The sequence below is a fragment of the Bacillus sp. FJAT-29790 genome, assembly GCF_019039215.1.
Taxonomy (GTDB): Bacteria; Bacillota; Bacilli; order Bacillales; family Cytobacillaceae; genus Cytobacillus.
The window spans coordinates 1405776-1418423 of the sequence record NZ_JAHNZZ010000001.1 but is presented as its reverse complement, the minus strand read 5'-3'; the positions used below and the strand labels follow the sequence as shown (position 1 = coordinate 1418423).

Below are 12648 nucleotides of genomic sequence, written 5' to 3'. Positions count from 1 at the left end.
GATGGAAGTCAAACTTCATGATATCGGCGAAGGCATGATAGAGGCAGAAATCAACTGCTTTTTAGTGAAGCCCGGCGATATTGTTAAAGTAGATGACCCATTAATTGAAGTACAAACGGATAAAATGACAGCAGAAATCCCAGCTCCACGGGCTGGAATCATTCGGGAATTCAAAGTTAATCCCGGGCAAATCGTAGCGGTCGGGACTACTTTGTTAATATTGGAAGACACAGATGCAGTGTCTAAAATTGGGAATCATTCTCCAATGCTAGCGGAAATGACTGCAAACAAATGGAGCCAGCAACTCGAAGAAAAGAATAAATTCAATTTCGCAGAAAAGCAGGCGAAGCCGAAGCGGATCCTTGCTTCCCCTTATACGAGAAAAATGGCTCGTGACAACTCCATTGATATCGAAATGGTAGAAGGATCAGGACCAGCTGGCCGGATTACAGATGAAGATATTTATAAACTGATGACCGCCTCACATCAAAAAATCCAGCCGTTAAAACCGGAAAAGCAAGAACATACCGCACCACTCTCAGAAAAAAATCCACTAAGAAATGACACCATCCCTTTCAGAGGCAGAAGAAAGCAAATCGCCAAAAAAATGGCCCAGTCTTTATATACGATTCCACATTGTACCCATTTTGAGGAGGTGGATGTCACCGATCTAATCCAATTTCGAACCGAGTTAAAAAAATTAAACGAAAGCTTCTCTGCGACAGCTTTTTTTATGAAGGCAATATCCATTTGTCTAAAGGAATTTCCAATCTTCAATGCGCGTCTGGATGAAGAAAATGAAGTGATTCGCCTTCAGCATGAGCATCATATCGGGATTGCGGTCGATACGGAGGATGGGTTGATCGTTCCGGTTCTTCGAAATGTCGAGCAGAAATCAATTCGCATCATACATGCTGAAATGAAACAGCTAACAGAAAAAGCATTAGCTAACGAATTAAGCATTAAGGACATTTCTGGCGGGACTTTTACGATCAGTAATGTTGGCCCACTTGGTGGAAGTTTTGGGGCGACGCCGATCATTCAGCATCCAGAAGCAGCGCTTATTTCTTTTCATAAAACGAAAAAAATGCCGGTTGTCACGGATGACGACCAAATTGTCATCCGCTCTATGATGAACATTTCCATGTCCTTTGATCACCGGGTAACAGACGGGGCAGCCGCTGTTCGTTTTACAAATCGTTTTGCTGGGTTGATTCAAAATCCCAAAATGCTTTTGTTGGAGTTGGTGTAAATGGTTGTTGGCGAGCTTGCACACGAACGCGATCTCATCATCATCGGGGGGGGGCCTGGCGGGTACCATGCCGCCATCCGCGCAGCACAGCTTGGTCAATCAGTCACATTAATTGAAAAAGATCAATGGGGCGGTGTTTGCTTAAATAAAGGGTGTATTCCATCAAAAATCATTACGCATGGAGCAGAAAAATTTGCATCGATACGGGAATCCGAGAACATTGGCATAGAAAGCAAAAATGTCACTTTTAATATGAACACATTCACCGAATATAAACATAAAACGATCAAAAAGCTGCGCGAAAGTGTTCAGTTATTATGTACCGCAAATAAAGTTGAAATGATCAAAGGAGCAGCTTTTTTTCTTTCGGAAAATAAAGTCGGTGTCGAAAACGGGGACCAGTATAATGTCTATCGTTTTAAGCACGCGATTATCGCCACTGGGAGTTCCCCGCAAGCACCTGAAGGAATCAAAGTAGACAATAAGCGAATCCTCGATTCCTGGTCGATTACGAGTCTTGATTTGATCCCTGAAAATCTCTTCGTTTATGGCAGCGACTATATTGCGCTCGAAATGTCTATGGCTTTTGAAGCTCTCGGATCTCAAGTTACACTCATCCTTGATAACAGTAAGGATGATTTTGATTACGATTTGTCTATTAACCGCGAATTAAAAAGGGTTTTTAAAAAGAATCAGATTCAAGTAATTAGGAACGCCTCGATTTCAAAGGCATATTCTGATGAAAAAGCTGTCACGATAATTCTTCAAAATAGGAATCGGATAGAAACAATAACTGGGACCCATTTATTTACTTCATCCTTTGCGAAGCCGAACATCGAAAATATAGGAATGGATCGAATCGGAATTGAAACGACGGAGAGCGGTTTTATTAAAGTGAATAAGCAGTGCCAAACTACTTGCTCGAATATCTTTGCCATAGGCGATGTGACAGAGGGACCGGTATTAGCGGTTAAAGCGATGAAACAGGGGAAAGTTGCTGCTGAAGCTATCGCTGGCATAGGGGCTGAAGCAGATTTTCGCTTTATACCGGCTGTTGCCCATACAAGGCCGCCAATCGCAAGTGCCGGTCTAACGGAACAAGAAGCTTTCGCGCACGGTTATGAAGTTGAAATTGGTCAATTTCCACTCTCAAATAATGGATACGCCGGGCTTATTGGCAAAAAAGATGGATTCATTAAAGTCATTTTTGACAAGAAAAGCAAACTTTTATTAGGCATGCACATGATTGGCGATGGAGCGATTGAATTAATTTCGAGCGGCATTTTATCTTTAGAAATGATTGCAAGGGACGAGGATTTGCTTTTTCCGTTATATCCGCATCCAAGCATCAACGAAGCACTGCTCGAAGCAGTCGAAGCTCTTAAAAATCAGGCCATCCATCTGACTCCTAATTTGAAAAAGGAAAGATTTAACGTTTGAAATTAAGTGATACCTCATTCCCGTTTTTCTTTTTACTTCAAATCAATTTAACCCTATCGGCAAAAAAATCAGGTGACAGAATAAAGGATTTACTTTGACTTTAAATAAATTCACTTTAATGCAGAAGTGCATTATAGCTTCAATTTACACTCTTGAGAACATTTTTATATTTAATATATTATTAATTCTGAATATTAACTATATTATTGAGGAGGAGTTTGTATGAAAGAGAAAAAGAGTGCGAAACAGCAAAATGTTGAAGACTTTTTTCCAGTTAAAGAAGTGGATTATTTAGAAATTTATTCTGGCAACGCAAAGCAGTCTTGCCATTATTTTTGCTCTTCTTTTGGCTTTAATCTTGTCGCGTATTCAGGACTTGAAACAGGCAACAGGGAAACAGTGTCCTATGTTCTTCAGCAGCGAAAGATCCGCATTGTGATAACAGGTTCCTTAACAGAAAACAGCAGCGTGGCATCGTTTGTTAAAAAACATGGGGATGGGGTGAAAGATGTTGCCTTAACTGTCGATGATGTAGAAAAGGCGTATACAGAAGCTGTATCAAGAGGCGCCATTGCCATTTCACCTCCTGCCGAAATAAAAGATCAGCATGGGACGGTAAAAAAGGCGGTGATTGGCACATATGGGGATACGATTCACACATTAGTTGAACGAAATGACTATCGTGGAATCTTTATGCCTGGATATGAACCGCAGAAAATGTCAATTCCTTTTGAAGATGCTGGTTTCATTGGGATTGATCACGTTGTCGGCAATGTTGAAAGCATGGAAGAATGGGTCAATTATTATGCGAATGTCATGGGTTTTATAGAAATGACACATTTTACAGATAAGGATATTAGCACCGAATACTCAGCCCTCATGTCAAAGGTCATGCACAATGGCGGCAGGATCAAATTCCCGATTAATGAGCCAGCTGAAGGAAAAAGAAAATCCCAAATTCAAGAATATCTTGAATTTTATAATGGCCCCGGTGTTCAGCATCTTGCCATTTTGACTGAAGATATAGTAAATACAGTCAGCATCCTTAAGAAAAATGGGGTTGAGTTTTTAAAAACGCCAGCCTCTTATTATGATGATGCCTTATCTGAACGGGTCGGAAAAATTGATGAGGAAATCGAAAAACTGAAAGAACTTAGTATTTTAGTAGACCGTGATGACGAAGGTTATTTGCTGCAAATTTTTACGAAACCAGTTGTAGACAGACCAACCCTATTTCTTGAAGTCATTCAGCGAAAAGGCGCACGAGGATTTGGCGAAGGAAACTTCAAAGCCCTATTTGAATCAATTGAACGTGAGCAGGCAAGACGTGGAAATTTATAATATTATTCTTCCAAACTTTGTTGCTGTCAGGATAAATTAGATACCTTAAGAGATAAATATAAGTTTCGTAAGTATGTTTGTAATTTTATGAGTATACTAGCACCTTACGTAAATATATCCAAACCTCCTGAAAAAAAATAGATTCATATGCAATTTACGTTGTGCGAGAGGGCGGTGTCTATAGCATGGAAATAAACCCGGAAAACCTTGAATGGCGAGAGGCATATAAATTATTAGTTGGTTCTATCTTGCCGCGTCCGATCGCATTTGTGACAACAATCGATGAAAACGGGATTGGGAATGCGGCGCCATTTAGTTTTTTTACAGCCATTTGTGCTGAACCAATGCTCATTTGCTTTTCGCCAATGAGAAGAGGGACGGATGGAAATAAAAAGGATACGCTTGCTAATATTGAAGCGACAAAGGAGTTTGTCATTAATATCGTCAGCGAGGATTTTATAGAAAAAATGAATACCTGTGCAATTGAATTTCCAGCCTCCATTGACGAGCTAGAGTTTGCAAGTCTTACAAAAGAAAGCAGTCAAACGGTACGTGCACCGAGAGTGAAAGAATCAAAAATCCATCTTGAATGTAAACTCCATCAAGTGCTTCATTTCGGGGAACAAGCAGGTGCAGGCAGCCTTGTTATTGGTAAAGTTGAACATGTCCATATTGCTGAAGAGCTTTACGAGAAAGGTAGGATCAATACCGAAAAGCTGAAACCAGTTGGACGTCTGGCTGGACAAATGTATACGAAGCCATTGGCGGATGTCTTTGAATTAATTCGAAAAAAGGAGCCGAGGTGATGCGATGAAATTCATTACTTTTCAAAAAAAGGATGGAACAGTTCGAGCAGGTTGGATAAAAAATGAACGATACGTCGTCGATATGCACGAAGCTTCAAATGGTGTATTGCCAAAAGATATACTTTCATTCCTAGAAAACCAAGCTTTTTATTTGTCGCAAACATTAACTTTGACAGACAAAGGAGTATATCCAATAAAAGAGGTTCTTTTAAAAGCTCCACTTTCAAACCCAAGAAGTTTTAGGGATTTTTATGCCTTTGAGGAACATGTGAAAACAGCAAGAGAAAACCGCGGCTTGGATATGATTCAAGAATGGTACGATATTCCTGTATTTTATTTTTCCAATCACTTGGCGATTAAAGGGCCATGTGATGAAATTGTTCGCCCAGAAACATGCGAGTGGCTTGATTATGAATTGGAAATTGCCTGTGTGATCGGGAAGGAAGGAAAGAATATCAAAGCGGAAAATGCCGATGAATATATTTTCGGTTACTGCATTTTGAATGACTGGAGTGCAAGAGATTTACAAAGAAAAGAAATGAAAGTTGGGCTCGGCCCTGCAAAAGGAAAGGATTTTGCGACATCCATCGGTCCTTATCTATTGACGAAGGATGAGCTGGAAATCTTCCGGGTTGAAAACTTCTATGACTTAAAGATGACTGCCAAAATTAATGGGGTTCTTCTTTCTGAAGGGAATATGAAGGATATCTATTATTCATTTGGAGAAATGATTGCGCGGGCCTCAGATGGTGTCACTTTATATCCTGGCGAATTAATCGGGTCAGGGACAGTTGGGAGTGGCTGTATTTTAGAGCTCGGAACAGATGTTCATCGCTGGCTTGAGCCGGGAGACGAGGTGGAGCTAGAAATTACGGCGCTCGGGACATTAAAAAATACGATTAAATAAGGGAGGTGGGGAGATGTTTTATCGGCAACTTGGGAAAATCCCGCATAAGCGCCATACGATGTTTAAGAAAGATGATGGCAGTCTATTCAGAGAACAAGTGATGGGGACGAAGGGTTTTTCTGGAACGCAGTCGATTCTCTATCATTATTATATGCCGACAGAAGTGGCAAGGACGGAATTACTCGGGTCGTATTTGCCAGAATATGAGGAACAAGAATCGTTGAAGCATCGTCATCTCTTAACTGACAGGATTCAGAAAAAAGGGAATGCACTGGAGGCAAGGGAGTATTTATTAGGAAATGACGATTTGCTTATCGGCACAGCGAATATAAATGAGCCAATGAGAAGTTTTTATCGAAACGGCGATGGCGATGAAATGCTTTTTATTCATTATGGAACAGGCCGAATCGAAACAATGTTTGGAACGCTTGCTTACCGGCCTGGAGATTATATCATTATCCCGATCGGCACGATTTTTCGGGTGATTCCAAATGAAGGCGAAAGGACGAAAGCGTTGATTGTTGAATCGTTTAGCCAAATAACAACGCCGAGGAGATATCGGAATGAGTACGGCCAGTTACTCGAACATAGCCCTTTTTGTGAGCGGGATATTCGCGGTCCTGATACATTAGAAACTTTTGATCAGAAGGGTGAGTTTGAGGTCATCACAAAAACGAGAGGCCATCTTCATTCTCATGTTCTGAATCATCATCCACTTGATGTAGTAGGATGGGATGGCTTTTTATATCCGTGGGCATTCAATATAGAAGATTTTGAACCGATTACGGGCAGAGTTCATCAACCGCCTCCAGTCCACCAAACATTTGAAGGCCATAATTTCGTTGTCTGTTCCTTTGTACCAAGAATGTTTGATTACCACCCACAGTCAATTCCTGCGCCATATACCCACAGCAATGTAAACAGCGACGAGCTACTTTACTATGTAGAAGGAAATTTTATGAGCCGAAAGGGGATAAAAAAAGAATCCATCACCCTGCATCCAAGCGGAATTCCCCATGGCCCCCATCCCGGAACAACGGAAGCAAGCATCGGAAAAAAAGAAACCCTCGAGCTAGCCGTCATGATCGACACGTTCAAGCCGCTCAAAATTGTAAAGCAGGCTAAAGTGATTGAAGACGAGAAATATATGTATACTTGGGTGGGTTAATAGAGGTGCACTTTCAATTAGTGATATTTGAATCTTCCTTATTTTCCGTTAATATATAACTGAAGGGTACAGATAAGGAGGAAGGCGATATTTGAAAAATGAGCATAAAAAGTCGAATTTTAAAATTAAATTAGTAGGTGTTATTGCTTTAGCAGTTGCATTGGGAGTTTATATGTTCTTTGTTCGAGGAACGACTCAAGATGTAAACTGGCTAAGAATAAATAATGTAGATGTTTCAAACGAGACCATTATGATTCATGCTTTTAATCCAAACAGCGCAAAAACGATCAGCGGCTTTGACTATTATGTGAAAGATAAAACTGTGTATATAAAACTTAGAGGAGGAACACTAGTTAACCGATTAGGACAGTCATTTGTCACTGAGAACATTGTTATCAATGATAATTTCTCAGATGTAAATAAAGTCGTTTTACAAGGAAAAGCCAAACAAAGCAAAACGATTTGGAACAAATGATATTAGAAAAAGCATTGGTTTAACCAATGCTTTTTTATGAGTCGCTATTGCGGTAGTTTTTTTATAATATATAGGGGCAATCTTCCACCATTTTATTGATCACAGATTTACGGGCAGTAAGAGGGAGGAAGTTTCATATTGTTCGTTTTGCCATAAAATAGCAACAGTGCCTTCCCCGGCATGAGCCGCGATGGTTGAGCTGATTTCACCAATAAAAATCCCGATGCTCGGAAATATTGTTTTAATTTCTTTTGCTAGTTCCTCAGCTTTTGTATGTACATTTCCATGCATGATTTGAACTTGTAAAATAGCATTTTTTTTATAGGATTCTCCAAGTAATTCTAACATGCGCTTTACAGCCTTTTTCTCAGAACGTACCTTATCAAAAAGCTCAAATTCACCATTCCTGTTAATCCGGATGATTGGCTTTATTTTAAGAATGCTGCCGAGCAAATATTGTGTTCCCGACATTCTGCCGCCTTTGTAAAATTGCTCCAGATTGCCAAGCAAAATATAGTTTTCGGATTTATCTGCTTCCTCCTGAAGGATTTCAGCTATTTTAGTATAAGGCATCTCATTATCAGAAAGCATTTGGCCTTTATTAATTAAAGTCGTAATCGCATAAGACATCGATTTCGAATCGACGGTTTCTACCGGGAATCCCGCAAGCTCTGCTCCAGCCAAACAACTATTTAATGTCCCGCTTAATTTGCCTGATACATGAACAGCAATCGCGGATTCGTATTTATCCTTTAATTGTTCAAAAAGTTCAGCGAATCTTCCTGCAGATGGCTGGGAGGTTTTTGGGATTTCTTTTTGCGAACGAATCCGCGCATATAACTGGTCCGTATTTAACTCAACGCCATCTTCGAATGTTTCTTCTCCAAATGTGATGGAAAGGGGAATGACATAAACATCGGGGTGATTCGATAATTCATCAGTGATAAAAGCAGTGCTATCTGTAATCCAGGCAATCTTTTTTTTAGTCATGTATGTATTAGTCCTTTATTAAATATTTACCCAGTATAAGCTTTGCCAATTAAAGTGAAACAAAGTTGAATATTATATAGTAAGTAATATTTCCCATAAATCACTTATTAAAAACGCTTACATTCAATAGTTAATTTCAATTATATCGGGCTCTTTTATTATACACTAATAGCATACCTTTGTACGGGATCTGAAAAAAATGTCGAATTTTGATCACACGTGTCAAAGTGAAACTTTTAATAGAAAAACAAAAGAAAGGCAGATTAATATTCTGACCTTTCTTTTCATTTTTCTACTTTTTAAATAAGTAGGGTATTCGCATTTTAGTGGGATAGCTGCTGGGACCATTCTTCAACATCCCATACTTTCGTTACCCAATCTTCATAAAAATCAGGTTCGTGACAAACTAACACTATCGTTCCTTTATAAGCTTTTAAGGCCCGTTTCAATTCTTCTTTAGCAACGACATCAAGGTGGTTTGTCGGCTCGTCAAATAATAGCCAGTTGCTTTCGTTCATGAGCAGCTTGCATAAGCGGACTTTTGCCTGCTCGCCACCGCTTAATTGGTTGAGAGGACGCGAAATATGTTCATTCTTCAATCCGCATTTCGCAAGAGCGGCCCGAACTTGGTGTTGGTCCATTGATGGAAAAGCATTCCAAACATCATCAATCGGTGTAATATTGTCTGCTTTAACTTCTTGTTCAAAATAAGAAGGATAGAGGAAGTCGCCACGCTCCACTTTTCCGCTGATTGGATTGATTTTTCCAAGCATTGTTTTAAGTAGCGTCGATTTTCCGACTCCATTACAGCCGACAATCGCGATTTTCTCTCCGCGTTCAATTGTTACAGACATTTTCGGCAGTAAGGCTTGCGTATAACCAATTTCGAAATCTTTTCCCTCGAAGACATAACGGCTGCTGCCACGGGACTCTTTAAATTCAAAGGACGGTTTCATTGCTGTTTCAGGGCGATCGATTCTTTCCATGCGATCAAGCTGCTTCTGACGGCTCTTCGCCCGGCCTGTTGTTGAATAACGGGCTTTATTTTTTGCAATGAAATCTTCCTGCTTCTTGATGAATTCCTTCTGCTTCTCATACGCATTAATATGTTGATTTTTGTTGATTTCCGCTAATTCAAGGAATTTATCATAGCTGGCTGTATAGCGAGTGAGCTTTGAAAATTCCAAATGGAAAATCGTGTTTGAAACTTGGTTCATGAATTCTGTATCATGGGAAATTAGCATGAACGCATATGGGTATTCTTTCAAATAGTTCGTTAGCCAGCGTATGTGCTCGACGTCTAAATAGTTGGTCGGCTCATCAAGCAATAATACTTGCGGCTGTTCTAAAAGCAGTTTTGCCAATAAAACTTTTGTACGCTGGCCGCCGCTTAATGCGGAAACGTCCCGGTCCAATCCGATGGCATCTAACCCAAGCCCACGGGCCGCTTCTTCAATTTTAATATCAAGGGAATAAAAGCCGCCTGCATCTAGACGATCCTGAATAGTCCCCATTTCTTCTAACAACTCTTCCAATTCTTCAGGTGTTGCCTCCGCCATTTTCGAAGTCACTTCATTAAGAGCCTTTTCCTGTTCAAAAAGCGGAAGAAAAGCATCCTTTAAGACATCTCGCATTGTTTTTCCAGGTGTTAGAACCGTATGCTGATCCAAGTATCCATAATGAACCGTTGGTGTCCATTCTACACGACCAGAATCATGGATCAATTGAGCAGTAATAATATTCATTAAGGTCGATTTTCCAACCCCATTTGCACCAACAAGCCCGACATGATCTTCAGCCAGCAGCCGAAAAGAAACATCCTTAAATAAAGTTCGATCCCCGAAAGTATGGCTCAATTTTTCAACATTTAATAAACTCATTTATATTCCCCACTTTGTCCATAAGTAATCCATTTTTACATAATACAAGATTTTTTCTCATAAAACTAGAGTTTCTATAGTTAGGAGGTAGGAAAGTTTAATGGATAAAAAGGAAAAAGGAGTTGAACTAAGGATTTTCACCTGAGATCTTTTAACAAATCCTAATTTGAGAAAATTGTACTCCTTGATTTGGACAACATCCTACGCTTCACAAATTTCAATACATATGATGAGTATGATTAAACATACAATATGAGGTGATATTTTTGGGAATAAAGCCAATAAAACCGGGAAGCATATGTTTTCAAGATTTAAGGATGACTCTCCAGGAATTAGAAGGCCAGTTTATTTCCGTTAGGCTTTCGGAAAGTTGTGAAATTATACAAGGACGTATATTCAGAGTGGATGAAGGAAAACTGATTCTCGTTGGTGTATTTGGAACACGCATCATTCCAATTTGTTCGATTAGCTCCATCGATTATGGTCCGTTTGCGTATGCTACAAATTTCTCAGACAATACGGTCACTGTCATTAATACTGCAACCAATACGGTCTTCGACTTGATTCCGGTTGAAACATCCCCTTTTTTTTTAGCTATTACCCCGGACGGTTCCCGTGCCTATGTGACACATTTTAGCGATATAATTTCCGTCATTAGTACTGTAACCAATACCGTTCTGACTACCATTTCTCTCTCCGATGATGGATCTCTAAATTCTAATGGCATTGCTATCTCGCCGGACGGTTTGCGCGCCTATACGGCAAATTTAAACGGTACGGTTTCCGTCATTAATACAGCAACTAATACCCTTCTAACCACTATTTCTCTCGGTTCCGATGGAGTAGGTGCTTTTGGCATTGCTGTCACACCGGACGGTTCTCGCGTCTATACGGCAAATTTCTTAGGCACAGTTTCCGTCATTGATACAGCAACCAATACTCTTCTGACAACTATTTCTCTCACTCCCCTTGATTTTGGTCCTTTAGACATTGCTATTACACCTGATGGTTCACTTGCCTATACAACAAATTTCTCAGACAATTCGGTTTCCGTCATTAATACGGATACCAATACCGTTCTGACTACCATTTCACTCTTTTCAGATGGAATAGGTCCTGATCGCGTTGCAATCACACCTGATGGTTCACGTGTTTATACGACAAATGACTTAAACAGCACGGTTTCCGTCATTAGTACTGTAACCAATACCGTTCTGACTACCATTTTTTTAGGCGAAAAAGTATTTCCTGAAGGGATTGCCATCACGCCGGACGGTTCTCGTGCCTATATAACCAGTGGTGAAAAGGGGCTTATTGTCATTAACACTGCAACTAATACGGTCATCGGTTCCCCTATTGACTTAGGGAATATGTTTGGTCCTACGGCGATTGCCATTACTCCCTTTACACTTTAAACAGAGTTATCTTGATAGGAATGAATAATCAATGAAAGGTGATTCAAGTGAAAAAAGAAGATATTATCAATTTGATTAAAAAAGAATTAGAAGTTCATCCGCAAATGAAGAGTGTTGATTTCTATAAAAAATATCGAATACCTATCCCCATTGTTGAATTCTTTAGAAGAAGTATCGAAAAAAATTAACATGGTTTTGAAATAAAGGATCTATTTTAAACTAGTTAACTTACACAACAAATCTCCTTTGGCGAGAAGTGGTTTCAACGTTCTAGGTTCCTTACCAGTCCGTTAGCCACTTGGTTTACCCATTACTTTCGGCTCCAACCCGCCATATTTGTATAAATAAAAAAATAAATCACATCTTAATTAGTAATGGGATGAAAGGAGATGAAAATGCGTGTGAATAACAAAAAAAATAAACCTGCTCCAAATGTTTCAGGGACTTATCAGGTTGCAAGTGAAGAGCAGAAAATATCATTAGACGAAATGTTAAAAAATGGTGAGCTTGATCAAGAGAGTATGTATTATGCGAGAGTTTTTATGGAAGAGTAAGTAAAAAATAGGCTGCGTTCTCAATTGGAACGGAGCCTGTTTTTTTTGAATGACAGTATTAATTCAATATTTACAGAAAATAAATTGTATGACTTATCCTTAAGCTTTGAATATAGCCAAAATCCGTTTATTATCAAAATTAACCAAGGTGTTGTTTTCGGCGGAAATTGAAGAGAGAATACACGAGGAAAATAAATTCGTTTGAGAGTTTCAGTTGCCTATATGGTATAATTTAGGGGTACAGTAAATTGCAGGGTGGGCAGCGGCCGCCTCCATTTCTGAAAGTAGAAAGGGGGTGACGCTGATGGTTACGTATGATGCAATGAACCTAGTAGTAAGCTTTTCTACATTAATCGTTGCAGTAATCGCAATTGGTATTTCTTTAAATAAAAAGAAGTAACCTACCCTGCACCACCAATG

At 39.5% G+C, this 12648-nt stretch carries 13 protein-coding genes; 11 read left to right on the top strand and 2 right to left on the bottom strand.

Annotated features, from left to right (window positions below; all coding sequences use genetic code 11):
* Position 1 precedes the first annotated feature (1 nt).
* From BGM26_RS06585 to BGM26_RS06555, 7 genes are all read left to right on the top strand, one after another.
* Complete coding sequence (locus BGM26_RS06585; protein ID WP_217038918.1) at positions 2–1252, top strand: dihydrolipoamide acetyltransferase family protein; 1251 nt, start codon at positions 2–4, stop codon at positions 1250–1252.
* Entirely contained in the window at positions 1253–2692 is a 1440-nt protein-coding gene (gene lpdA / locus BGM26_RS06580; protein ID WP_217038917.1) for a dihydrolipoyl dehydrogenase, read from the top strand.
* 222 nt (positions 2693–2914) lie between these two features.
* A complete protein-coding gene (gene hppD / locus BGM26_RS06575; protein WP_217038916.1) occupies positions 2915–4033 on the top strand; it encodes a 4-hydroxyphenylpyruvate dioxygenase in 1119 nt (372 codons plus the stop codon).
* A gap of 185 nt (positions 4034–4218) precedes the next feature.
* Positions 4219–4839 (top strand): flavin reductase family protein, encoded by a 621-nt coding sequence (locus BGM26_RS06570; RefSeq protein WP_217038915.1) that lies wholly within the window; start codon positions 4219–4221, stop codon positions 4837–4839.
* Between the two features lie 4 nt (positions 4840–4843).
* The gene (locus BGM26_RS06565; RefSeq protein ID WP_217038914.1) at positions 4844–5746 is read left to right on the top strand and encodes a fumarylacetoacetate hydrolase family protein; all 903 of its coding nucleotides are present in this window, start codon (positions 4844–4846) and stop codon (positions 5744–5746) included.
* Between the two features lie 13 nt (positions 5747–5759).
* Positions 5760–6914 carry a homogentisate 1,2-dioxygenase gene (locus tag BGM26_RS06560; protein WP_217038912.1) on the top strand — a complete coding sequence of 385 codons (1155 nt, stop codon included), beginning with the start codon at positions 5760–5762 and terminating at the stop codon, positions 6912–6914.
* Positions 6915–7005: 91 nt separating this feature from the next.
* Positions 7006–7389 carry a hypothetical protein gene (locus tag BGM26_RS06555; RefSeq protein WP_217038910.1) on the top strand — a complete coding sequence of 128 codons (384 nt, stop codon included), beginning with the start codon at positions 7006–7008 and terminating at the stop codon, positions 7387–7389.
* A gap of 99 nt (positions 7390–7488) precedes the next feature.
* Here the strand turns inward: BGM26_RS06555 and BGM26_RS06550 are convergent, their stop codons facing one another.
* Positions 7489–8379, bottom strand: coding sequence for a DegV family protein (locus BGM26_RS06550; RefSeq protein WP_217038908.1), 891 nt, complete (start codon positions 8377–8379; stop codon positions 7489–7491).
* A 323-nt stretch (positions 8380–8702) separates the two neighbouring features.
* Positions 8703–10259, bottom strand: a complete 1557-nt coding sequence (locus BGM26_RS06545) for an ABC-F family ATP-binding cassette domain-containing protein (RefSeq protein ID WP_217038907.1) — start codon at positions 10257–10259, stop codon at positions 8703–8705.
* Between the two features lie 266 nt (positions 10260–10525).
* On the opposite strand from BGM26_RS06545, the gene BGM26_RS06540 reads away from it, so the two are divergent.
* The 4 genes from BGM26_RS06540 to BGM26_RS21425 all read left to right on the top strand — a co-directional run bounded on the left by BGM26_RS06540 (position 10526) and on the right by BGM26_RS21425 (position 12628).
* A complete protein-coding gene (locus BGM26_RS06540; protein ID WP_254119085.1) occupies positions 10526–11674 on the top strand; it encodes a beta-propeller fold lactonase family protein in 1149 nt (382 codons plus the stop codon).
* Positions 11675–11721: 47 nt separating this feature from the next.
* Positions 11722–11862: a hypothetical protein gene (locus BGM26_RS06535; RefSeq protein ID WP_217038905.1), complete on the top strand. Its 141-nt coding sequence runs from the start codon at positions 11722–11724 to the stop codon at positions 11860–11862.
* A gap of 201 nt (positions 11863–12063) precedes the next feature.
* Positions 12064–12228 carry a hypothetical protein gene (locus tag BGM26_RS06530; RefSeq protein ID WP_217038904.1) on the top strand — a complete coding sequence of 55 codons (165 nt, stop codon included), beginning with the start codon at positions 12064–12066 and terminating at the stop codon, positions 12226–12228.
* A 304-nt stretch (positions 12229–12532) separates the two neighbouring features.
* Positions 12533–12628: a putative holin-like toxin gene (locus BGM26_RS21425; RefSeq protein ID WP_254119083.1), complete on the top strand. Its 96-nt coding sequence runs from the start codon at positions 12533–12535 to the stop codon at positions 12626–12628.
* Positions 12629–12648: the final 20 nt, after the last annotated feature.

Coding starts and splice junctions, on each gene's coding strand:
- BGM26_RS06530 (WP_217038904.1), top strand. CDS start 12,064: ATGAAAATGCGTGTGAATAACAAAAAAAATAAACCTGCTCCAAATGTT.
- BGM26_RS06560 (WP_217038912.1), top strand. CDS start 5,760: ATGTTTTATCGGCAACTTGGGAAAATCCCGCATAAGCGCCATACGATG.
- hppD (WP_217038916.1), top strand. CDS start 2,915: ATGAAAGAGAAAAAGAGTGCGAAACAGCAAAATGTTGAAGACTTTTTT.
- BGM26_RS06565 (WP_217038914.1), top strand. CDS start 4,844: ATGAAATTCATTACTTTTCAAAAAAAGGATGGAACAGTTCGAGCAGGT.
- lpdA (WP_217038917.1), top strand. CDS start 1,253: ATGGTTGTTGGCGAGCTTGCACACGAACGCGATCTCATCATCATCGGG.
- BGM26_RS21425 (WP_254119083.1), top strand. CDS start 12,533: ATGGTTACGTATGATGCAATGAACCTAGTAGTAAGCTTTTCTACATTA.
- BGM26_RS06570 (WP_217038915.1), top strand. CDS start 4,219: ATGGAAATAAACCCGGAAAACCTTGAATGGCGAGAGGCATATAAATTA.
- BGM26_RS06545 (WP_217038907.1), bottom strand. CDS start 10,259: ATGAGTTTATTAAATGTTGAAAAATTGAGCCATACTTTCGGGGATCGA.
- BGM26_RS06550 (WP_217038908.1), bottom strand. CDS start 8,379: ATGACTAAAAAAAAGATTGCCTGGATTACAGATAGCACTGCTTTTATC.
- BGM26_RS06585 (WP_217038918.1), top strand. CDS start 2: ATGGAAGTCAAACTTCATGATATCGGCGAAGGCATGATAGAGGCAGAA.